This window comes from Marinobacter sp. ES-1, from assembly GCF_000475255.1.
GTDB classification, from domain to species: domain Bacteria; phylum Pseudomonadota; class Gammaproteobacteria; order Pseudomonadales; family Oleiphilaceae; genus Marinobacter; species Marinobacter vinifirmus.
Genome location: NZ_AXBV01000062.1, coordinates 1 through 21624, shown reverse-complemented (window position 1 = coordinate 21624; position 21624 = coordinate 1). Strand labels below are relative to the sequence as shown.

General features: G+C 59.1%; 24 protein-coding genes and 1 pseudogene. 8 read left to right on the top strand and 17 right to left on the bottom strand.

Features of this window, described 5'->3' with window-relative positions; translation table 11 throughout:
• Positions 1-76: 76 nt before the first annotated feature.
• From Q668_RS11870 to Q668_RS11830, 9 genes are all read right to left on the bottom strand, one after another.
• Complete coding sequence (locus Q668_RS11870) at positions 77-325, bottom strand: sulfurtransferase TusA family protein (protein ID WP_022989825.1); 249 nt, start codon at positions 323-325, stop codon at positions 77-79.
• Positions 309-434: a hypothetical protein gene (locus tag Q668_RS17615; RefSeq protein ID WP_022989824.1), complete on the bottom strand. Its 126-nt coding sequence runs from the start codon at positions 432-434 to the stop codon at positions 309-311. The genes Q668_RS11870 and Q668_RS17615 overlap by 17 nt, the downstream gene beginning before the upstream one ends.
• Positions 431-1603 carry a formate dehydrogenase subunit gamma gene (locus Q668_RS11860; protein WP_022989823.1) on the bottom strand — a complete coding sequence of 391 codons (1173 nt, stop codon included), beginning with the start codon at positions 1601-1603 and terminating at the stop codon, positions 431-433. Before Q668_RS11860 ends, Q668_RS17615 begins: the two co-directional genes overlap by 4 nt.
• 88 nt (positions 1604-1691) lie before the next feature.
• The gene (gene fdh3B, locus Q668_RS11855; protein WP_036219858.1) at positions 1692-2300 is read right to left on the bottom strand and encodes a formate dehydrogenase FDH3 subunit beta; all 609 of its coding nucleotides are present in this window, start codon (positions 2298-2300) and stop codon (positions 1692-1694) included.
• A gap of 15 nt (positions 2301-2315) precedes the next feature.
• The gene (locus Q668_RS11850) at positions 2316-5201 is read right to left on the bottom strand and encodes a formate dehydrogenase subunit alpha (RefSeq protein WP_036219855.1); all 2886 of its coding nucleotides are present in this window, start codon (positions 5199-5201) and stop codon (positions 2316-2318) included.
• Between the two features lie 86 nt (positions 5202-5287).
• On the bottom strand, positions 5288-5476 hold the full coding sequence (locus Q668_RS11845; protein WP_022989820.1) for a hypothetical protein: 189 nt from the start codon (positions 5474-5476) through the stop codon (positions 5288-5290).
• Between the two features lie 41 nt (positions 5477-5517).
• Positions 5518-6129, bottom strand: coding sequence for a molecular chaperone (locus Q668_RS11840; protein WP_022989819.1), 612 nt, complete (start codon positions 6127-6129; stop codon positions 5518-5520).
• 92 nt (positions 6130-6221) lie between these two features.
• Positions 6222-6845 (bottom strand): DUF3306 domain-containing protein, encoded by a 624-nt coding sequence (locus Q668_RS11835; RefSeq protein WP_022989818.1) that lies wholly within the window; start codon positions 6843-6845, stop codon positions 6222-6224.
• Positions 6845-7423, bottom strand: coding sequence for a DUF3305 domain-containing protein (locus Q668_RS11830; RefSeq protein WP_036219853.1), 579 nt, complete (start codon positions 7421-7423; stop codon positions 6845-6847). Before Q668_RS11830 ends, Q668_RS11835 begins: the two co-directional genes overlap by 1 nt.
• 142 nt (positions 7424-7565) lie before the next feature.
• Here Q668_RS11830 and Q668_RS11825 point away from each other — a divergent pair, with 142 nt between their 5' ends.
• The 4 genes from Q668_RS11825 to Q668_RS11810 are packed head-to-tail and all read left to right on the top strand — an operon-like array spanning position 7566 to position 11584.
• Positions 7566-9545 (top strand): 4Fe-4S binding protein, encoded by a 1980-nt coding sequence (locus Q668_RS11825; RefSeq protein WP_022989816.1) that lies wholly within the window; start codon positions 7566-7568, stop codon positions 9543-9545.
• Positions 9546-9564: 19 nt separating this feature from the next.
• A complete protein-coding gene (locus Q668_RS11820) occupies positions 9565-10410 on the top strand; it encodes an Mrp/NBP35 family ATP-binding protein (RefSeq protein WP_022989815.1) in 846 nt (281 codons plus the stop codon).
• Positions 10407-11111: a biotin/lipoate--protein ligase family protein gene (locus Q668_RS11815; RefSeq protein WP_022989814.1), complete on the top strand. Its 705-nt coding sequence runs from the start codon at positions 10407-10409 to the stop codon at positions 11109-11111. Before Q668_RS11820 ends, Q668_RS11815 begins: the two co-directional genes overlap by 4 nt.
• Positions 11108-11584, top strand: coding sequence for a DUF6505 family protein (locus Q668_RS11810; protein ID WP_022989813.1), 477 nt, complete (start codon positions 11108-11110; stop codon positions 11582-11584). Before Q668_RS11815 ends, Q668_RS11810 begins: the two co-directional genes overlap by 4 nt.
• On the opposite strand, the gene Q668_RS11805 is transcribed toward Q668_RS11810, so the two are convergent.
• From Q668_RS11805 to Q668_RS11775, 7 genes are all read right to left on the bottom strand, one after another.
• On the bottom strand, positions 11585-12862 hold the full coding sequence (locus Q668_RS11805) for a molybdopterin-binding protein (protein ID WP_022989812.1): 1278 nt from the start codon (positions 12860-12862) through the stop codon (positions 11585-11587).
• The gene (gene mobB / locus Q668_RS11800) at positions 12859-13350 is read right to left on the bottom strand and encodes a molybdopterin-guanine dinucleotide biosynthesis protein B (protein ID WP_022989811.1); all 492 of its coding nucleotides are present in this window, start codon (positions 13348-13350) and stop codon (positions 12859-12861) included. Before mobB ends, Q668_RS11805 begins: the two co-directional genes overlap by 4 nt.
• A complete protein-coding gene (mobA, locus tag Q668_RS11795) occupies positions 13347-13934 on the bottom strand; it encodes a molybdenum cofactor guanylyltransferase MobA (RefSeq protein ID WP_022989810.1) in 588 nt (195 codons plus the stop codon). Before mobA ends, mobB begins: the two co-directional genes overlap by 4 nt.
• The gene (locus Q668_RS11790; RefSeq protein ID WP_022989809.1) at positions 13927-14796 is read right to left on the bottom strand and encodes a formate dehydrogenase accessory sulfurtransferase FdhD; all 870 of its coding nucleotides are present in this window, start codon (positions 14794-14796) and stop codon (positions 13927-13929) included. The genes mobA and Q668_RS11790 overlap by 8 nt, the downstream gene beginning before the upstream one ends.
• A gap of 64 nt (positions 14797-14860) precedes the next feature.
• Positions 14861-15667 (bottom strand): substrate-binding domain-containing protein, encoded by an 807-nt coding sequence (locus Q668_RS11785; protein ID WP_022989808.1) that lies wholly within the window; start codon positions 15665-15667, stop codon positions 14861-14863.
• 42 nt (positions 15668-15709) lie between these two features.
• Positions 15710-16453 (bottom strand): ATP-binding cassette domain-containing protein, encoded by a 744-nt coding sequence (locus tag Q668_RS11780; RefSeq protein ID WP_022989807.1) that lies wholly within the window; start codon positions 16451-16453, stop codon positions 15710-15712.
• Complete coding sequence (locus Q668_RS11775; RefSeq protein WP_022989806.1) at positions 16450-17148, bottom strand: ABC transporter permease; 699 nt, start codon at positions 17146-17148, stop codon at positions 16450-16452. The genes Q668_RS11780 and Q668_RS11775 overlap by 4 nt, the downstream gene beginning before the upstream one ends.
• A 117-nt stretch (positions 17149-17265) precedes the next feature.
• On the opposite strand from Q668_RS11775, the gene Q668_RS11770 reads away from it, so the two are divergent.
• Positions 17266-18150, top strand: coding sequence for a helix-turn-helix transcriptional regulator (locus tag Q668_RS11770; RefSeq protein ID WP_022989805.1), 885 nt, complete (start codon positions 17266-17268; stop codon positions 18148-18150).
• Between the two features lie 41 nt (positions 18151-18191).
• Positions 18192-19317: pseudogene (locus tag Q668_RS11765) on the top strand (molybdate transporter family protein).
• A gap of 59 nt (positions 19318-19376) precedes the next feature.
• Here Q668_RS11765 and Q668_RS17215 read toward each other — a convergent pair.
• Entirely contained in the window at positions 19377-19544 is a 168-nt protein-coding gene (locus tag Q668_RS17215; RefSeq protein WP_022989803.1) for an RSP_7527 family protein, read from the bottom strand.
• 125 nt (positions 19545-19669) lie between these two features.
• Between Q668_RS17215 and gcvA the strand changes: the two genes are divergently transcribed.
• Positions 19670-20554 (top strand): transcriptional regulator GcvA, encoded by an 885-nt coding sequence (gcvA, locus tag Q668_RS11760; protein ID WP_036219850.1) that lies wholly within the window; start codon positions 19670-19672, stop codon positions 20552-20554.
• Between the two features lie 870 nt (positions 20555-21424).
• The coding region (locus tag Q668_RS11755) for a lipid A-modifier LpxR family protein (RefSeq protein ID WP_022989801.1) at positions 21425-21624 on the top strand (200 nt) is incomplete at its 3' end.

Here is a 21624-nt window from a genome sequence, read left to right as displayed (position 1 = left end):
CGTTGCTGCCGGGGGTTTTTTCATTTCAGGTCTGGGGAAAATGAAAGTCTGCAGAAAGAATCCAAAGGCATTCTCTCTAAGCCAGGCAAATCCGATAACGGAGCACGCCGGCCTCCTCCTCGCGAATCCATTCAATCCGGTGCCCTGTGATATCGCACAGCGCCTGCATGTCCTTACGGCCACTGGGGTCATCGGCCAGGAACTCGACCTGGGTGCCGCTGGGTAACCCCTGGGTGCGTTTCTTGAAGCGGAGAATAGGGAGGGGGCATACCAAACCGACGGCGTCGATCTGGTATACCTCGGTTTGATCAGTCAAGTCGTACACTCTCACTGCTGCCCTGTTCCGCTGAAGACCAGCCGAACTGGTTCAGAACAACCGGGGCGAGCGAGGCTATGATCAATGCTGCGACAAATGCGGAAATCATTACCTTCATGATGATCCTCCTTTGCCTTGTTTGGCCTCTTCCTCTTCTACCCAGAGGTCGTGGTGCTGGCGAGCCCATTCCAGGTCAACCTGGCCGCTACCCATCGCATCGAATGCGCCTTCCATACCAACAGTGCCGATATAGATATGGGCGATGATGGCCAGCATCATCACGAATGCCACGATCGAATGCCAGATGTTGGCATATTGCATTTCCTCGTGTGGTGTCAGCTCTGTTGGCAGGCCCGTGCCCAGAATACTGTTGATAACACCGAAGGTGTCGCCGAAAAGAGGCATCTGGAACGGGAACAGCAGGGATAATCCGGAAAGCGAGACAGACACACCCAGCAGCATCACGGTCCAGAAAACGACCTTCTGGCCTGCGTTGAATTTCCTGGCCGATGGATGGCCCTTGGTGAAGATGCCGCCCCCCGCCTTGATCCACTGCCAATCTAGTTTGTCGGGTATGTTATGCGCTACCCACATCACAAATGTCATAACCAGGCCGAGCATGAATGCCCAGGCAATGTTGTTGTGAAGCCACTTTGAACCGACTGCGAGGGTCGAAAAGGCATCGTGCCCGATCACCGGGATCAGGAAACTGCGGCCCATCAAGGTCAGCAGCCCCGTTACGCCCAGGGCTATGAACGAGCCGGCCAGCAGCCAGTGACCAAACCGCTCTATGGCTTTGAATCGTTCAATGGTCGTGCCCGCAGGGCCGCCATCAATCATGATTTTGCCACGCACAAAGTAGAACACCACGAGCAGCACGATGATCCCCAGCAGGGCACCACCGCCCCAGGTGATGATGGGTCCTTCCCGCAGTTTGTACCAACTGATGCCCCCGTCCTGGATCATGACGCCATTGGCCGGGCCCGGAGACTGCACGGTGGGGTCGATCTGGTTATAGCGAATCGCGCGCCAGGTGTCGGCATCCGAGACGCCGCCCCGGGTTCCCAGCTGTTCTGTGATTGGTGCCGCCTTCTCAGGATTGCCCAGATTTTCGGACCGGAAACTGTCGTCCAGTTTCTGCTGCTCCTGGCGGCGCATGATATCTTCGAGGGTCTGGGCACCCCCGGTTGCTGTGCGGTCAACCTCCGGGCCCTCTTGCGCCCAGGCAGGGTTGAATATCAGTGACGCCAGCACAAGGGTGGCGGCACCCAACAGACGTTTGTTCATCAGAGTACTCCAGCGGAATCAGCAAGAAGGTGTTGTGACTGAAGAAGTTCCGGAGCTCGGGGAGCTCCGGAACTTCGTTCAGATCAGCTTATGCACCTTTCTTCTCGTAGGCTGTGCCCCATCCCCAGGCGCCGGAACCGAAACCACGGTTCACCACGCGCTGGCGATAGATGTCCGCCACCTCGTTGCCGTCACCGGCAAGCAGGGCTTTGGTCGAGCACATTTCCGCACAGATCGGCAGTTTACCCTCTGCAATACGGTTGCGGCCGTACTTGGTGAACTCGGCTGCGGAATTGTCTTCTTCAGGGCCGCCTGCACAGAACGTGCATTTGTCCATTTTGCCGCGGCTGCCAAAGTTGCCCGCTTGCGGGAACTGGGGCGCACCGAACGGGCAGGCGTAGAAACAATAGCCACAACCGATACACAGGTCCTTGGAATGCAGCACGATGCCGTCTTCGGTCTGGTAGAAGCAGTCCACCGGACAAACCGCCATACAGGGCGCGTCTGAACAGTGCATGCAAGCTACCGAGATCGAGCGCTCACCCGGTTTGCCATCTTCGATGGTTACCACTCGGCGACGGTTGATGCCCCAGGGGACTTCGTGCTCGTTTTTACAGGCCGTTACGCAGGCATTACATTCGATGCAGCGCTCGGCGTCGCAAAGGAATTTTGCTCTTGCTTGTCCTTCAAGTGCCATGGTCTACACCTCTTGTTATGCTGGCTCGATCGCACACAGGGTGCACTTGGTCTCTTGCATCTGCGTGACCGAGTCGTAACCGTATGTCTGAACGGTGTTAGTGGATTCACCCAGTACGTAAGGATCCGCACCTTTCGGGTATTTGTCCCTCAGGTCTTTTCCTTCCAGGTGCCCGCCGAAGTGGAATGGCATGAAGGCAACGCCCTCGCCAACCCTTTCGGTAACCATGGCCTTAACCTTGATGCGTGCGCCCTCAGGGCCGGACACCCAGACGTCGTTGCCGTCACGGATGTTCAGGTTGTTGGCATCACGCGGGTTCACTTCGATGAACATGTCCTGCTGCAGCTCTGCCAGCCAGGGGTTCGAGCGGGTCTCGTCGCCACCACCTTCATACTCGACCAAACGGCCGGAGGTCAGAATGATGGGGAAGTCCTTGCTGAAGTCCTTCTGCTGGATGGATTCGTACAGGGTCGGAACCCGCCAGAAGGTCTTGTCGGCGTAGGTCGGGTAATCCTTGACCAGGTCGCGACGGTTGGTGTACAGAGGCTCACGGTGCAGCGGCACCGGGTCCGGGAAGCTCCAGACGATGGCGCGGGCCTTGGCGTTACCGAAGGGTGCGCACTCGTGCTTGATGGCCACACGCTGGATGCCGCCGGACAGGTCGGTTTTCCAGTTGGTCTCGGGGCCAGCCACCGCATCAATGCTGGCACGTTCCTCGGCTGTGAGGTCTTTATCCCAGCCCAAGTCCATCAGCATCTGCATGGTGAACTCGGGGTAGCCGTCCTTGATGTCGGAATCCTTCGAGTACACGCCGTCAGCCAACAGGTTATTGCCGTTGTGCTCGACACCGAAGCGTGCGCGGAAAGTCAGGCCGCCCTTGGATACCGGCAACGACATGTCGTACAGGTTCGGCGTTCCAGGGTGATTCATTTCCGCCGTACCCCAGCACGGCCATGGCAGACCGTAGATATCGCCATCGCAAGGCCCACCGACGGCACGCAGGGTGGTCTTGTCGAAGTGATGCTGGTTGGCCATGTGTTTCTTCAGGCGCTCAGGCGACTGGCCGGTATAGCCGATAGTCCACATGCCCCGGTTGAACTCATGGGTGATGTCCTCCACCACCGGTTCGTCGCCCTCAATGGCGATATTGCGGAACATGCGATCGGTGAAGCCGAACTTGTCCGCAAACAGCTTAATGATTTCGTGGTCGACCTTGGAGTCGAACAGTGGCTCGACCACCTTTTCCCGCCACTGCAGGGAGCGGTTCGAGGCAGTTACTGAGCCGCGGGTCTCGAACTGGGTGGTTGCCGGCAGCAGGTAGGCACCGTCTTTGCGATCGTGCAGCACGGCTGACACGGTCGGGAACGGGTCAACAACCACAAGCAGGTCCAGCTTCTCCATGGCTTCTTTCATTTCGAGCATACGGGTCTGCGAGTTGGGCGCGTGGCCCCACAGCACCATGGCCCGGGTGTTGTCGGGCTGCTCGAGGTTTTCCTTGGCTTCCAGTACGCCATCAATCCAGCGGGATACCGGGATGCCCTTCTCGTTCATCATGGCCTTGGATTTGCCATTCTTGTCCATGGTGGCAAACCGGCCTTTCAGCCAATCCAGGTCCTCTTCCCAGACCCGTGCCCAGTGGGCCCAGGAGCCGGCCGCCAGGCCATAGTAGCCGGGCAGGGTATCTGCCAGTACGCCCAGGTCGGTAGCGCCCTGAACGTTGTCGTGGCCACGGAAAATGTTGGTGCCGCCGCCGGCTACACCCATATTGCCCAGCGCCAGCTGCAGGATGCAGTACGCGCGGGTGTTGTTGTTACCGTTGGAGTGCTGGGTGCCACCCATACACCAGATAACGGTTCCCGGACGGTTATTGACCAGGGTACGGGCGACACGCTCAAGCTGCGCGCCAGGGGTGCCGGTTACCCGCTCGACTTCCTCGGGGTTCCAGCGTTTCACCTCTTCGCGGATCTGCTCCATGCCGTACACACGGGTACGGATGAATTCCTTGTCTTCCCAGCCGTTTTCGAAGATGTGCCAGAGCAGACCCCAAACCAGGGCTACGTCGGTACCGGGCCGGAAGCGCACATATTCGTCGGCATGGGCGGCCGTACGAGTGAAGCGCGGGTCACAAACGATAAGTGGCGCGTTGTTCTCTTCCTTGGCTTTCAGGACGTGCAGCAGCGACACCGGGTGCGCCTCGGCCGGGTTGCCCCCGATAATGAAAATGGCCTTGGAATTGTGGATGTCGTTGTACGAGTTGGTCATCGCACCGTAGCCCCAGGTGTTGGCTACACCGGCAACTGTGGTGGAGTGGCAGATCCGGGCCTGGTGGTCGACGTTATTGGTACCCCAGTAAGCCGCAAATTTGCGGTAGAGGTACGCCTGTTCGTTGTTGAACTTCGCGCTGCCCAGCCAGTACACCGAATCCGGGCCGCTCTCATCGCGAATCTGCAACATCTTGTCGCCGATTTCGTTGATGGCGTCGTCCCAGGAGATCTTCTGCCACTGGCCATTGACCATCTTCATGGGGTACTTCAGGCGTCGCTCGCCGTGGGCGTGTTCGCGCACAGAAGCGCCCTTGGCACAGTGTGAACCCAGGTTGAACGGGCTGTCCCAGCCGGGCTCCTGGCCTACCCAGGTGCCATTCTGAACCTCGGCAACCACGGTGCAACCAACCGAACAGTGGGTACACACAGACTTTTTAAGGACAATTTCCCCGCCTTCGTTCGACGGAGTTGCAGCCTGAACCCGGCCCGACGTCAGTGACAAGGCCGCCAGGCCTCCCACCGTTACACCGGAAGCCGCCAGAAAACTACGACGGTCCATAGTCTTGGCAGCGAGGGATGAAAGTAAAGATCCCGCACGGGGGCCTTTCGCAACCCCGTTGGTCTTCTTCCGTAACATGTCACCTACCTCTCTCTTTTTATTCTCGTTTTCCGGAGGTGTGGTCATCCAAGAGCATCACGCAACCTTGAATGATTCACGCATCCTTAAAAGCGAGCCGATTCGAAATACTTGCGAGTGTGTTCAGTGTCGCGCAGACCGCTGCTTTTCGGGGCTTCTGTTGCCACCCCGGCTGCAGCGTTCGGTGCAACGGCCATGGCAACAGCAGCGGGTGCTGCAGATGCGGCCAGTTGCAGGAAACGGCGCCGACTGTTTTCACGCTTCGGGCTGTCCATCGGACTCCTCCACCTGAGTTAAGGGATCGGGCAGATCCCGGTTATTGAATTGCAAAGGCATCCGCCTCTACCGCCATAAAGGCACGGCCCAGCGAGCCGACCGGAGCGTAGAGGACTGAGCTTTGCGCTTCTTCCAGATCCGTAAAAAACAACGCCGCCCACTTTGCCATGTGGGCGTCAAAAAAAGCTTTCTGTGATGACACATCGCTGTCGCAGGCGAATTCGCCGGTAATAATGCCCGCCATGATTTCACACAGGGTACCGATGTGATCTTCCGGTTCTTTAACGCCGTCGCTGACCTTGATTCCCCGGGCCATCAGGTCGGTACGCAGGTCTGCCAGCGGTTTCTCGTTCAGGAAGCCGGTCAGGTAATAACTGGCATAGGGCAACAGCTCACCCCGGCCTACGCCAATGAACAGGTTATTGAACTCCTGCTCGGCGTCGACGGCCGTAGTACGTTGGGCAAGGGCGGCCAGATTTTTGTAGGCGGAACCCAGAGGTGTGTCGTCACCCTGCAAGGACGCCAGCCCTTTAAGCAGCTCGTCCGAAGGCGGGCTGCTTAACAATACAGCCAGTAATTGATAGATCTGGGCCCGGGCGCGGTCTTCGTCAGTGATCGAGCGGGGGCATTGAAGTACAGCGGTATCAGACAAGTCTCTTTCCTTCGGGTTTTTGTACGACTTTTAGACAGTCATTTGTAAGTTATAGCCCTAACCTGTATCCGGTGCAATCATACTTCCGGCCGTCAGGATTCGAAACGCATCCTCGGCCTGTAGCGTGGCTCCCACTCTTCCCGGGGTTCGGAAATTGCCGGCTCGGCCGGATAAGACTCTGCTGAAGGTATGACCGGGGTTTCGGGCGCAGGTTCATTGTCAGCGCTCACAGGGGGCGCCTGTTTCGGGGCAGGGGGAATCACGTTTGGAGAGCTCGCCCGGGGCTCGATCTGTGTGTCGCCCTGTTCTTCACGGCGGGTGTTCTTATCGAACATGCCCTGTCCCACCTTATACAGGGTGTTTACGGTTTTGGTGGCGAGGGCGGCATCTGTATAGTCTTCATCGTAGTCATTCAGGCCGTCCAGCACCGCCAGCACCGGGTTGGTTTTCCACAGTGCCCGCAGGGCCTTGCGGCGCAGTAATTCCGGAATCTCTTGGCGCATGAAGCCGGTGATGTCCGCACCCAGTTCAAGGGTGTCCGGATCGGGCAGGTGGTACTTCGCCAGCACCTCCTGCTCGGGCAGGGCTTCATTGAGGGCGAGCTCCTGTTCCTCGGGTGAAGGCTCGGGGTCATTGCTTTGGGGAGGGACAGGTTCGGCCGGTTTGCCCGCTTCGGCCTTTTTGCGCGCCCAGCGCTGAAGACGTGACTCAGCCATCAGTGAACCCTTGGCTTCTTGATATTGGAAGGGGCGCGGTAAACGTCGCTTTCCTGACGAATCCGGGGGTCGCCCTTGCCGTCTTCGACGGTGTCGACAGCAACCTCATTGCGACGGCGTTTCTTGAAGGGCTCCTCGATGTAGTGCATATCGATAAACTCCTTGATCCAGGCCGCCAGGGACTCGGGAATCGGAACCGGTTCGACAATGCTTTCGCCACTATCCAGGGAATCCAGCGCCTCATGGGCACTGGCGGTAACGGTGCTGACCACCCAGCCAGACGGGGACTGGCCGGTCTGGTCCTTGTCCATGACAATCCAGACTGAAGGCACGGCCATATTCAGGGAGACCAGGTAGCCCTCCACATCCGCGCGGAACAACTCCATGGTGACCGTGCCCGCGTGGTAATCGACCACTTCGCCCTCGCGAACCAGCTCTTTCCAGAACGCCTCCGGAGCGCCGGGTATCACCGCCACGGGCTTCCAGATGTCTTTCGCCCAGCGGGTTATCCCCGGGGTACGGCTTACAACGGCCCCCACCTGTAACTCACGTTTCCAATGCTCTGTACGACTGCTCATGGGAATTCTCGTTTTGTTATGGCCCTAAGCTAGCAGGACACAAACAATTATCCAATTGTCCTTACGTAAAAGCCTGTGGCATGCTCGAAAGTCAGAATTAATCTGTATACGCAGAAAAACAACGAAAAGAGCCAAATTCCTGATGACGGCACACAAGACCCTACTGTTATGCACCTGTGACAAAACACAGAGCTTTGATCCGAAGGCACTGCAGGCGGCCGCGGCAGCCGAGCAGGTCATCGTGGTGGACCAGCTGTGCGGCACAGACATGAAAACCGCTGCGGAGCACCTGAGTGGCGCAAACGAAGTACTTATTGCCTGTGGCCAGCAGGCGGCTCTGTTCGAGCGCCTGGGCGAGGATATACAGGCGGAGATCCAGCATTCCGCGCCCCTGAGTACCCTCGATATCCGGGATCGCGCGGGATGGAGTGCGCCGCAGGCTAATCCGAAACGCCTCCATGCCAAGCAGGCAGCGCTGATGGCCGCGGCTCAGTTACCGGCGCCCATGGCACCGGTGAAAACCATCCGTTCCAGCGGCGTATGCTGCGTTGTCGGCCCCACCGAGCAGGCCATACGCATGGCCGAACTGGTTCAGGATGAACTCGGTGTGACCTGTATCGTCAGTGATGCGGGGCCGGTACAACTGCCCTCGGCAGCCTATGACGTGGCGAAGGGCAAGCTGACCAGTGCCTATGGCGCACTGGGCAACTTCAAGCTGGAGTTTTCCGGCCTGCAGATGCTGAATCCCGCCGGCCGGGGCGAGCCCGGTTACGGCGAGGCGAAAGCCACCGCCCACAGTGAATGTGACATCTTTATCGACCTGCGCGGCATGGGCCCGGCATTCCCCAGCCACGAGAAACGTAACGGCTACTTCTGGGCCGACCCGGCCAGGACCGGGGAGCTTGAGCGCATTGCCCTGAACGCAAGGGAGTTGGTGGGCGAGTTCGAGAAGACCGTGTACTTCCGGCTGGAAGAATCCCTGTGTGCCCATTCCCGGGCCAATCAGCCGGGTTGTACCCGTTGCCTGGACGTATGCTGCACCGAGGCCATTTTCTCTGCCGGCGAGCATATCCAGATCGACTCGGATATCTGTGCCGGTTGCGGATCCTGCGCGGCGGTTTGCCCGACCTCTGCGATTACCATGAACGAGACCTCCTTCGAAGCCATCACACGAAACCTGGAGGTGATGGCCCGGGTTTATCGCGAACAATCTGGCGAGGCCCCGAGGCTGGTGTTTCATACCCTGGACGCCGGCGCTGAGGCGATTGCCTACCTGGCCCGTTACGACGATGGCCTGGCAGACGACCTGATTCCGCTCGGGCTGGAGCACATTGACCGGGTTGGCCATGCCGAAATCATGGCAGCCTTCGGTGCCGGTTATGCGGAAGTGTTGATCCTGCCCGACAACGAGATTGACCGCCGGGCGGTTGCGGCGGAAGTTGAACTGGCCCAGGCCATGCTTACGGGCACCCGGAACTCTCCCAGCCGGGTCCGGGTTATCGAAGCCATCGAACTCTGCGCCGCGGGCGACAACGCCGGGCGGGTGAGTGAATCGGTACTGCTGGTGGGCGGGCGCCGTGATATCACCCGGGTAACGGCCAACGCGATGGCAGATAACATCGAGGCGCCGATTCCGCTGCCGGCCGGCGCACCCTATGGCGCTGTCGAGATTGATTCCGACAAGTGCACGCTCTGCTTGGCCTGTGTGTCGCTGTGCCCTACCGGGGCTCTGGGCGATCACCCTGATCGGCCAGAAGTCCGCTTTACCGAAAACGCCTGCGTCCAGTGCGGCATCTGCGAGAGTACCTGCCCCGAGACGGCCATCACCCTGAAGCCCCGGCTGGACCTGTCGAAGGACGCGCTGAGCCCCCGGGCGTTGCATGGCGAGGAACCTTTCGAGTGCATCCAGTGTGGTAAGCCGTTTGGTGTTGCCAGCACCATTAACCGGATTGTTGAAAAGCTGGAGAACCAGCACTGGATGTACACCAAATCTGATAATGTTCAGCTGATCAAAATGTGCGACGACTGCCGGGTCAAGGCCCAGTACCATGGCAACAACGCACCCATGGCGGGCGGTGAGCGCCCCCGGGTTCGCACCAGTGACGACTATCGGGACAGCTGAACACTAAACGGGAAGTAACATGGTTCAATACACCGAAGTAGGAAAAGACAACCTGATTGGAACCGACGCGCCCCGGCCACAGGACAAGAACCCGAAGGGCGTTGATCGTATTATTGCCATTGCCTCGGGTAAGGGCGGCGTGGGCAAGTCCACGGTGGCGTCGAATCTTGCGGTTGCGCTGGCCTCGAAAGGTCTGAAAGTAGGGCTGCTGGATGCCGACGTATACGGCCCCAGCCAGCCCCGCATGCTGGGTGTTTCAGGCCGCCCGTCCAGCCCCGATGGCCACACTATCCTGCCGTTGCGCAATCATGGGGTAACCCTGATGTCCCTGGGTTTGATGGCTCCGGAAGACGAAGCCATTGTCTGGCGTGGGCCTATGCTGATGGGGGCCCTGCAACAGATGATGAACCAGGTGGAGTGGGGCCGGCTGGACGTTCTGCTGGTGGACCTGCCCCCGGGGACCGGTGACGTGCAGATGACCCTGAGCCAGAAATTCTTTGTGGCCGGTGCCGTGGTGGTCTCCACGCCCCAGGACATTGCCCTGATGGATGCGCGCAAAGGCATCGACATGTTCCAGCGGATGGAAGTGCCCCTGTTCGGGCTGATCGAGAACATGGCGTCGTTTATCTGTGACGGTTGCGGCAAGGAGCATCACCCGTTCGGACACGGCGGTGCCCGGGCCGAGGCTGAAAAGCTTGGCGCGCCCTTCCTCGGAGAGATCCCGCTGGACCTGGATATCCGGCTGGGTTCGGACGGCGGTGTGCCGATCGTGGTCTCCAAGCCAGAGAGCCCACAGGCAAAAGCCTTCCAGCGCATTGCCGATGAAATCATCGCCTCTGACGTCTACGCCCGGGCCATCCGATGATGCAGTCACCCCAGTTCCCGCCGTTGCTCACGGGCGAAGCGGTGCCCAGACACATGGATCCGTTTGCCAAGGCGGTCAGCCGGGCCATTGCCGGCGTCGATTCGGGTACGGTGTTCTACTCGGAGGGCCCCGACACCCTGCATGCGGCCCTGGTGCTGGCACCGGAAACGCCTTTGGAAGAAGCCATCCAGGCAGTCTACGTGGCCCAGGTTGGCCTGGCCGAGAGCCTCGGCGCCCTGGCCCCACCGGAAGTGCCGGTACATTTCCAGTGGCCCGATCGTATCAAGGTGAACGGTGCTGTCTGCGGCAGCGTCCGCTTTGCAGCGGACGTATCCGATCCGAAAGCCTTCCCTAACTGGCTGGTGATTGGCATTGATGTGCCCTTTATCCCGGCAGGCGGTGAGCCGGGTGCCAACCCGAATGAAACCTGCCTGCACGAGGAAGGCTGCGTGGATATCACGCCGATGGCGTTGCTGGAAAGCTGGTCCAAACACACCCTGTTATGGCTGACTTATTTCCTGGACAGCGGGTTCGAGCGGGTACACAACGAATGGCGGCCCCGCTGCGACACCCTGGGCAAAACGATCGAGTATCCGAAGCCCGGGCTGTTCGTCGGGCTGGATGAAAAAGGCCGGATGCTGCTGCGTGAGGGTGTGATGACCGAAACAGTGAGCTTGATTGAATTCGCGGAGCATGTATGAAGCTGGCACGAACCCTGAGGCTGGACGTATCCGATGAAAATGTCTTTGAAAACCCGGCACCCAGTGGTGAGTGGGCCATTTCCGGCGGCTTCGAGTTTTCCAACTGGACCGAAGCAGACCTGAAGGGCAAGGCCCGCCAAGCCTTCAGCAACGGCTGGTACAGCATCGAGTCTGGTGGCCGGGCCAGTTTTGTGGGGGTGTGCAACATCACCGAAGCGGAACTGGAGCAGTTACGCCGGACCCTGGCGCAAACCTTTGTCGAGATCTACGGCGCGCCGGATATTGATGCGGCCTACCCCGTGGCCTGCGAAGAAATCGACCAGATGCGCACCATGTGCGAGGACTTCGAAGACAATACCCTGCTGATGGTCAGCCGCCGGCTGACCGATCTGGGCGTGGAGGAAACCTACCGCTCCCGGGCCCCGCAGGATGCCTCGCTGGAGGCCTTTGCGGTGCACGGCAGCGTCGATTGATTACAGCCCGAAGCTGCCGTAGGGAATGAACTTTACCGGGGTGCCCGGTTCGATCTGCCGGGCGCTTTCGTCCAGCTCGACCATGCCCTCAGACCAGGCCAGGCCGGTGACCCGCCCGGAGCCTTCGGAACCGAATACCTCAACTTTTCCATCGCGAACCCGGGCGCGCAACATCTCGCTGCGCCCCGGTTTCTTGTTCTTGGAAAAGTTGGCCGGCACGAGATAACCCTGGGGCTCAAACCATTCCGCACCGGCCATCAAGGCCATGGCCGGTGCGCCAAATCGCAATGCACAAACCCAGGCGGCAACCGGGTTACCCGGCAGGCCCACCACGGGTGTGCCCTTGAACATGGCCAGGGCCAGGGGGCGGCCGGGTTTGATGGCAATGCGCCAGTTGCTGATCTCGCCATGGGCTTTCAGGGTTTTCGATACGTGGTCTTCATCCCCCGCAGAAACACCGCCGCTGGTGAGGATCAGGTCGCACTGTTCCGCGCCGCGCTCCAGCGCCTCTTTCACGGCTTCAGGCCGGTCCAGTACGTGGCCCAGGTCGATCAGTTCATAGCCCAGCTGCGTGATCATCGAGCTCAGCATCGGGCGGTTGGCATCGTATATCTGCCAGTCAGTGATCGGGGCACCAACGGGCTTTACTTCATCACCGGTCGACAGCACGCCAACCCGCAGGCGCTGGTAAACGTCGATGGATTCCACGCCCACGCTGGCGAGTACGGAAATCTGGGTGGGCGTCAGGCGGGTACCGGCGTTTAGAATCCGGTCCTGCACCTGTATATCCTCTCCGGCCAGGCGCCGGTTGGCGCCTGCCTTCAGTGTGCCGTTCAGGTGCAACTGGCCATTGATGACTTCGCAGTCTTCTTCCAGCACTACCGTGTCTGTGCCTGCCGGCATGACTGCGCCGGTGAGGATGCGGATAGCGTGGCCTACGGGAACCTGTTCCCTATAGGGTTCGCCGGCGGCGCTGCGGCCGTCGACCAGCGGCAGTGCGCAAGGCACTTCGGTCAGGGGGCCGGCAAACGCATAGCCATCAACCGCGGAATTGTTGCTGGGCGGGTGGGCCCTTGGCGCAAAAACGTCTGCGGCCAGTATGCGTCCGTTCAGATGCGACAGTGGAACCTCGCGCTCTATGCCCACCACCGGGTGCAAACGGGATCGCAAACGCTCCAGGGCCTCGTCGACCGGCGTCCAGTTCACGCCGGGAGGCAGGGCAAAGCAGTCGTTGCGAAGTGGTTTTACGGTGCTTTCTTGATTGGCGCTGCTGCTCATGACGGTTCACGCTTCAGGATAAAGTCAGCGATTCCGGAGACATCGTTAATGTCGAAAACCGGGCCTTGGAAGTCCGCAGCATAGTCTGCCACGACGGCAACGATGCTGGAGTTCTCGTGATACAGGGCGGCGCGGGTGCTGTCCTTTCGGTGCACCTCGATTTTGGGGTGAGAGTGGGTTTTGAAACCCTCTACCACAACCCAATCGCAGGGCCCCAGCCGGGTTAGCAACTCGTCCAGCGTCGGCTCCCTTGCACCCCGAAGTTCATGCATGATGGCAAAGCGCTGGCCGCCCGCCAGGATGACCTCCTGTGCGCCGGCCTCCCGGTGTTTGTAGCTGTCGGTTCCGGGTTGGTCCACATCCACCAGGTGATGGGCGTGCTTGATCGAGCTGACGTTCAGGCCCCGGGCGGATAATTCACGAATCACTGCGCTGGCCAGGGTAGTCTTGCCTGAGTTTTTCCAGCCTACGATGCCGATCACATTCATTTCAGGTGCTGCTCCGCCCAGGCCAGGTCTTCCGGTGTGTTGATGTTGAAAAAGTCCACCTCATCGAACATCACCAGCGACTCACCATGGGCCAGCGTCCACTGGCGGATTTTGCGTACGCCGTCGTTCAGTGCTGCCCTCAGGTCGTTCCGCAGCGAAACATCCCAGCGGCCAAAGGTTGGCTGGGGTATCCGGCCACGTTCCGGGTCCGGAGTTGCCGCCAGTACCACCGGAGCGTCGACGCCGGACAGGCGTTCGACCAGGTCGAGGGGAAATGACGGCGTGTCTGCCGCCACGCTGAACAGCCAGTCATGGCCCTGTTCAGCGGCCCAGTCCATACCTGCCAGAATACCGGCCAGGGGCCCGGCGTAATCCGGTATGGAGTCGGCGACCACGGGCAAGCCCAGATCATCGAAGCGGCCCGGGTCGCCGTTGGCATTTAGCGCCACGGCGTCTACCTGCGGCGTAATTCGGCCGATAACCCGCTGGATCAGGGACTGATCGCCCAGCATCAACCGGCCTTTATCAACACCGCCCATGCGGTTGGCCTGGCCGCCGGCCAGGATGACGGCGCACTTACTCATGTTCAGCCCCTTTTCGACGCATTTTTTTGTCTTCATCCGGCACCTGTGACAGGTCCTGGTCGAACACCAGTCGGTGCTGGCCACTGAGGCAGGTGAACTTCTTGCCTCGCATCCGCCCGATCAGGGTCAGCCCGACCTGACGGGCAATATCCACGCCCCAGGCGGTGAAGCCGGACCGGCTGATCAACGTCGGAATGCCCATCAGGGAAGTCTTGATCACCATCTCGGATGTCAGGCGGCCGGTTGTATAGAGTACCTTGTCAGCTGCCGTAATGCCGTTGATATACATCCAGCCTGCGATCTTGTCGACGGCATTATGGCGCCCCACGTCTTCCATATAAGCCAGGATGTTCCGGCCCTGACACAGCGCTGTGCCATGGATGGCGCCGGTTTCCATGTACAGGCTGGGGGTGTGGTTAATCTGGTACGAAAGGTCGTAGAAGGTGCTGGTGTGCACCGGGGTATCAGGCAGTGCCAGGCCTTCAATGCCGGCCATCATATCGCCGAACACGGTGCCAACGGCGCAGCCGGAGGTGCGGGTTTTCTTCTCCAGCTTGTCTTCGACGTCTGTGGTGCCGGCGGTGCGAACCACGGCCACTTCCAGTTCCTCGTCGTAATCAATGCCGGTAACCTGGTCGGTTGCTTTCAGCATGCCCTGATTGAGTAAAAAGCCAAGAGCGAGGTATTCCGGGTGATCGCCGATGGTCATGGCCGTAACGATCTCCTGGCTGTTCAGGTAGATGGTCAGGGGGCGTTCTTCGATAACACTGATCGACTTCGGTTGACCGGTTTCGTCAACGCCCTCGACTGAACGGGACAGCCGGGGGTCTTGAGGATCTGGAAGGATGGAATCAATCGTCATTTTGCTTTGGCCGTCTTATGGAGGCTGCAGAACGCAGCCTCTACATAGATTGCCAGAGATTAGCCTATTTGGCGTTCGGGAAAAACAGCTGTTCTCCATTCACCTTGAAGTCGGCAATGGCCTGCTGGCCGTCTTCTGAAATCAACCAGTTGTGCCACTTGGTGGCCAGGTCGTGCTTGAGGTGAGGGTGCTTTTCTTCAGACAGCAACAGGCTGCCATACTGGTTGAACAGCACATCGTCGCCTTCAAAGACCAGGGTCAGGTTCTGGCGGTTGCCGAAGGCTACCCAGGTGGCCCGGTCTGACATGACATAGGCATCCATGGCCGCTGCGGTATTCAGGGTTGGCCCCATGCCGCTGCCCAGTTCGCGGTACCAGTCGCCGCCTGGCTCAACCCCGGCATTTTCCCAGAGGCGCAGTTCAGCGCGGTTGGTGCCGCTATCGTCGCCCCGTGACGTGAAGGGTGCCTCGGCATTGGCAATGGCTGCGAAGGCTTCCGCTGCCGTTTTCGCGCTGCGGACGTCAGCAGGATCACTCTCCGGGCCAATCAGCACGAAATCGTTATACATGACATCAGCGCGCTCGGTGGCGTAGCCGTTTTCGACAAACCGCTTCTCGCCGGCCGTGTCATGCACCAGAAGGCTGTCGGCATCGCCCCGGCGGGCAAGTTCAAACGCCTGGCCGGTGCCCACGGCCACCACCCGTACCGCAATACCGGAGGCTTCTTCAAACTTGGGCAAGATGGAGTCGAACAGCCCCGAGTTCTCGGTGGAGGTTGTCGAGGCCAGGGTAATGTAATCCTCGGCATGGGCGCTGAGTGCCAGGCCCATGGCCGTCACACCGGCAAGTACCAGGTTCAGGGTTTTCTTCATTTTGTTTTCTCCGTTCGTGGGTAAGGGCATCTTTCGGAACAACTATTCGACCAGTTCGCCGGCCACAAATGCCTGAGCCTGTGGGGAAACGGGCTGGTTGAAGAAGGTTTCAGCAGGGGTGTGCTCGCGCAGCTTTCCGCCCGATAAAAACAACACATCGCCGGCAAGGCGCCGGGCCTGGTGGATATCGTGGGTGGTCATCACGATGCGGGTTCCCCGCTGGTGAAAATCACGGACGGCGGTCTCTACCGCCTTGATGGCTGCCGGATCAAGCGCAGAAGTGGGCTCATCCAGAAACAGAACCTGGGGTGAAAGTGCCCAGGCCCGGGCCAGCGTCAGGCGCTGCTGCTGGCCGCCGGAGAGCAACCGGGCCGGTGTCTTTGCGCAGGCGGCCAGGCCAAAGCGTTCCAGGGCGCCAAGCGCGAGCTTGCCGCGTTCCCGCCGGGGAACATTATTCACGGCCAGTGCGTGGATGAGGTTTGCCACCGCGGAGCGGCGCAGAAGCACCGGTTGCTGGAAGACCATGGCCTGGCGCGGGGGTGTCCCGCCGGACCACGAGACCTTCCCCTGACTGGGCGAAAGCAATCCGTGGGCCAATCGCAGGAGCAGGCTTTTTCCGGCTCCGTTAGGCCCCATCACCAGGGTGGGGCCAATGCCGTCCAGGGTGAAGGAACAGGGCCCCAGCAGCACCTTGTCTTCATGGCTGAAGGTCACGCCCTCAAACCGCAGTGCCGGCGGAGGGGCAATGGTTAAGGAAACCCGATGTGAGGCGCTCAATGAGGTCATCCTGTCCGCCTCCGGGTCAGTTCACCGACCATGTAGGCGCCGGCGTTAATCAGCATCACCAGGGTCAGCAGCACAATGCCAAGCCCAAGTGCCAGCGGCAGGTTGCCCTTGCCGGTTTCCAGTACGATAGCGGTGGTCATTACCCGGGTAACCCCATCAATGTTGCCCCCCACCATCATTACCGCGCCGACTTCCGCACTGGCCCGGCCAAAGCCGGCCAGCAGCACGGTTAGCAGGGCAAACCGGGCATCCCACAATAACGTGGGCATCATGCGTGCCCGTGACATGCCCAGAGAAACAAACTGCTCCCGGTATTCGCCCAGCATCTCTTCGACCTTCTGGCGCGAAAGGGCGGCCAGGATGGGTAACACCAGCACTACCTGGGCAATGACCATGGCCCCCGGCGTAAACAGAAGCCCCAGTTCGCCCAGCGGGCCGGCGCGGGAAAGCAGTAAATAAACCATCAGCCCTGCAACCACCGGTGGTAACCCCATCAGGGCGTTGAGCATGACAATGACCCCGCCCCGCCCGGGGAAGCGCCAAAGCGCGACCGCTGCGCCAAGGGGAAAGCCCAGCACAGCGGCGATCAGGACTGCCAGTAGCGACACCTGTAGCGACAGCATCACAATCTGGAACAGGGCTGTATCCAGGTTGACCAGTAGCGAGAGTGCTACATAGAACGCATTGTTTTCCAAAGCTGCGTCTCCTTATTATTTGAGCATCGTGGCGTTTCTAACTACGCTTTGCACAGCCTGCTGAAATATATGCAGTCAAAAACAGCAGTATGCTTTGCCGGACAGCAGGAGAGAGCAATGTCCCTTCCCACCTACCTCACCACTGCAGAGGCTGCCGAGTATCTGCGCCTGAAGGAGCGCAAAATCTACGACCTGGTCAGTCAGGGCGTTATTCCCTGTGTGCGGGTGACTGGAAAACTGCTGTTTCCGCGCCAGCGTATTGATCTGTGGTTAATGAACCACCTGGAGGGGGACGACGCTGTCAGCGCGCCCACGCCGCCGGTTCTGGCCGGTAGCCAGGATCCGCTACTGGAGTGGGCCGTGAAGGAAAGCGGAGCGGAACTGGCGTTGTTGTGCCAGGGCAGTGGCGATGGTGTGCAGCGGCTGATTAACGGGCGGGCGCTGCTTGCCGGTATGCATATCTGGCATGCCGAAAGCCAGCGGTACAACGACCCGGCTACACTAGGGCTGGGCGGCATGCGTGACCTGGTGCTGATCCGGTGGGCGAAACGACAACAGGGGCTGCTCCTGGCTGCCGATAATCCCCATAAACTTGCACGGTTGGAAGATATCGCCCGCCCTGGTATTCGGGTTGCCCACCGCCAGCCCGATGCCGGTGTCAGCCATTTATTGCAGAGCCTGCTTGCCCGCCATCGAATCGATGCAGAGCAACTCGGCTGGGCTTCGCACCCGTCACTCAGTGAGGATGATCTTGCGTTAGCCATCCGACAGGGTGAGGCGGATATCGGCATTGGCATTGAAGCGGCGGCGCGCCGGCAGGGGCTGGCGTTTATTCCGCTGCAACAGGAACATTTCGACCTGGCCATGCGCCGGCGCCACTATTTTGAGCCGGCCATGCAGCAGCTGCTGGCCTTTGCCGGCAGTGAGCGTTTTGCACAACGGGCCGATGCACTGGGTGGCTATGATATCCGTGAATTGGGGCGAGTGGTTTATAACGCCTGACGAGTTGCCAGGTTAGGGAGACGGGTGGAACAGGAGCCAGCATGCTTACAACCCGAAAAGAATGGGCAAGAGAGGTCAGTGGCGCGCTGGGCGATATCGGCACGCTGTTGCCCCTGAGCCTTGGCGTGATTGCGGTCGCCGGGCTTGCGCCGGTGCCTGTGCTGCTGGGTTTTGCGGTGTTTTACATTGCGACCGGATTATATTATCGCCTGCCGATCCCGGTACAGCCGATGAAAGCGGTTGCCGCCTTATTACTGACCACCCAGGTAAGCCACGAAAGCCTGGTGGCCAGTGGTATTCTGATCGGTGCCATCATGTTGTTGTTAGGGGTGACCGGATGGATCAACCGGGTGGCTCGGCTGGTTCCGGGGTCGATACTGAGCGGCCTTCAGCTGGGGCTGGGGCTTTTGCTGGCAGGCATGAGCCTGGGCTTGATGGCGACGTCCTGGCTGGCGGGGCTGGCCACTTTGTTGGTGCTGGTCTTTATTCTGTGGCGGTTACCTGCCTGGCCGGCAACGCTGATCGGGTTGGGTGTATCTTTGGCGGTTGGCGCGGTAACGGGTTCGCCAGGGCTTTCGCTGGCCATGCCAGATTCCGTTGCATTCAACTGGCCGGAGCTGCCGGGCCTGAGTGACTGGCAGCAAGGGTTTTCGGTATTGGCACTGCCACAGTTAGCCCTGACATTAACCAACGCCATCCTGCTAACCGCATTACTGGCGGGAGACTATTTCGGAGAACAGGCTCATCGGGCTTCGCCGGCGCGCCTGTCGATAAGCACCGGCCTGGCCAACCTCTGCCTGGTGCCCTTTGGTGCCTTGCCTATGTGCCACGGAGCCGGGGGGGCTGGCGGCGCACTATCGCTTCGGTGCCAGAACCGGTGTGGCACCCGTCTTGCTGGGAGCAGGGCTGTTGCTGGTGGCTTTGGTGCCGGGAGGGCTTTCGGTGATTGCGGCCATTCCCGCGGCAGGCCTGGGGGCCCTGTTACTGGTCGCTGCTGTAGAGCTGGCGTCGTCGAAACGTTTGTGGACAGCCAGGCCGTCGTGCTGGCCCGTGATAGGCGTAACCGCGCTGGTGACCGTATGGGCTGACCCGGTGTTCGGGCTTCTTGCGGGGATGATCGCGGAAGTGCTTCGGGCGGCCTGGGTGCGCCGGCACAAGATTGCCTAGCGTACTGGCCGCCCGCTGCACAGGACACACCGGGAGGCTACTCGGATGTGCCCAGGATATCAGTGGCTGGTAGATACCCGAGCCGCCATGCCATGAAAGCGCTCTTTAATGTTTTTTGCCAGTTGGCTGAACTGCTCTTTGATGTACTGGTTGCGGTATTCGGTCGCCAGGGCGATATAGTGGTCGACTTCTGCCTGGGTAACGATGTTGCTGTCTTGCTGATTCATAATGGTGCCTCCTGAGGGTAACTGGCAATTTGTATGGTGCTTATGCTACGAGCTTCCAGGCCGATCAAAAAGCGATAAATTCTAAGCGCAATGCTGAGAAAAATTCATAATAAGGGTTTGCCCCTATGCGTCGACTTCCACCTTTAAATGCCTTGAAGATGTTCGAGGCGTCAGCAAGAAACCTAAGTTTTTCAGGGGCTTCGGAGGAATTGTTCGTTACCCCTTCAGCGGTCAGTCACCAGGTTAAAACGCTTGAGAATTTTTTAGGCGTAGAGCTGTTCCATCGCAGTAACCGGAAAGTGACCCTGACTCCTCAGGGGGAGCAGTACCTGGCGTCTGTAAAGCACGCATTCGATGAGATCGAAATGGCGACGCAACGGCTCTCGGTGACCCAGGGTGCCAGCGTGGTTCAGATCAGCGTGGCCCCCAATTTCCTCATCCGGTGGTTGATGCCGAGGATGTCCCGGTTTCGTGCGTTATTTCCGGATGTCGAATTGCAGATCAATGCGTCTATGGGGTTGCTGGATTTCAATCGAAGCAGCACAGACATGGCGGTCTACTACGGGAATGGCGAGTGGGACGACATTGAAGTGGAGTTTCTGCGCAAAGTGATGCTGGTGCCCGTGTGCGGCCCTGGCCTCTTGCAGACCGGGCCACCGCTTGAGAAACCCTCAGACCTGGCTAATCACACGTTAATCTACGTGAGCAAGCGAACCTGGGAGTGGGATAACTGGCTGAAGAAGGCCGGGGTTGAATTTATTACCCCCAAAGGCTCCATGCAGCTGTCCAGCAGCCAGCTGACTACTGCCGCAGCCCAGGAGAATCTCGGCGTGGCCCTGGCAGACCAGACCCTGATCTCCCGGGAAATCGAATCCGGCAAACTGGTGGTGCCTTTTGATCTCCCGCTCGATACCAAGAAAGCATTTTACCTGGTTTACCGGAAACACCGCCCGCTCACCAAAGGCATGGAAGCATTCAGGAACTGGTTGATGGATGAGTTGCAGGAGTAGTTGGTTATTGCAGTAAGGATAGTACGGGTGCCTGAATATCAGGGCACTGCCAGGGCACCATTTGGGCGCAAGCCAAAAAAAGGACCTGCGTTTTCACGCAAGTCCTTGATATTCATGGCGCGCCCGAGAGGATTCGAACCTCTGACCTCTGCCTCCGGAGGGCGCCGATTGGGGGCGGTTTGGAGTGAGGTCGGTGGGTCTAAATCGTTGTTCGTCAGTAACTTGCAGGTCGGGCGGAAGTTCAAAAAAGTTCTTTTAACACCGCTAGTTACACGTTTTATCCCAAGTTTGGGCACACATTTGTCAGGTTAGAGATGGCTCTAACTGGACAGAATGACCACTGCCCCAACTGCTTAATTTCTAGTTTTGCAGTTTACTATGCGAACTTCAAGCTCAGAAAAAATGTCTGGTTTTAACTGTCCGAAATTGGACAGTAGTCGAGCGGGGTAGTCCGAAAGTCCGCCTGTAGAAAGCTATATTTTGCGAGAGAGTATCACCCATCGGCACTCGTTAATAGTCAAGGGTTGGCCGCATCAGAGGTTATCGTGAATAACGGGGGATGGTTTCGGCTAACCACCTGGCTGACACTTGGGGCGATTAGAATAAAGTGTAGTAACTCAGGCTTACCTGACACAAAGAACCGGTACCTGTAAAGTCGATTGACTACAGCTGAACTTTTAAAGTAATTGGGTGTTCTTACCTCAGTCTGGCGGCACGTTAATCCGGAAAAGCTGACCGCGTCGATGGGAGGGAACTAGAAAAGCGAGGGAAAGCGACTTAGTCTGCACATCTGATTGAATGGCCGTTGTAACGGTATGACTCGACATAGGCCATGCTCGTTAACTCTTGTATCAACCGGAGAGACTGGATTTGAGTCGTCGCTGCGAATGTGCCTTCCTGCTGATTTTCGTTATTAGTGTTTTCCCAACCAGCCTGAAGGCAGAAGTCGTGAACCTGTCCTGGGATAACGACCTGCTTACCGGAACCGATCGCGGCTATACAAACGGGGTACGCTTTTCGTATCTGACGGACACCGCTGACGAGAACGGTGGAAAGTCGGCAAGATTTGC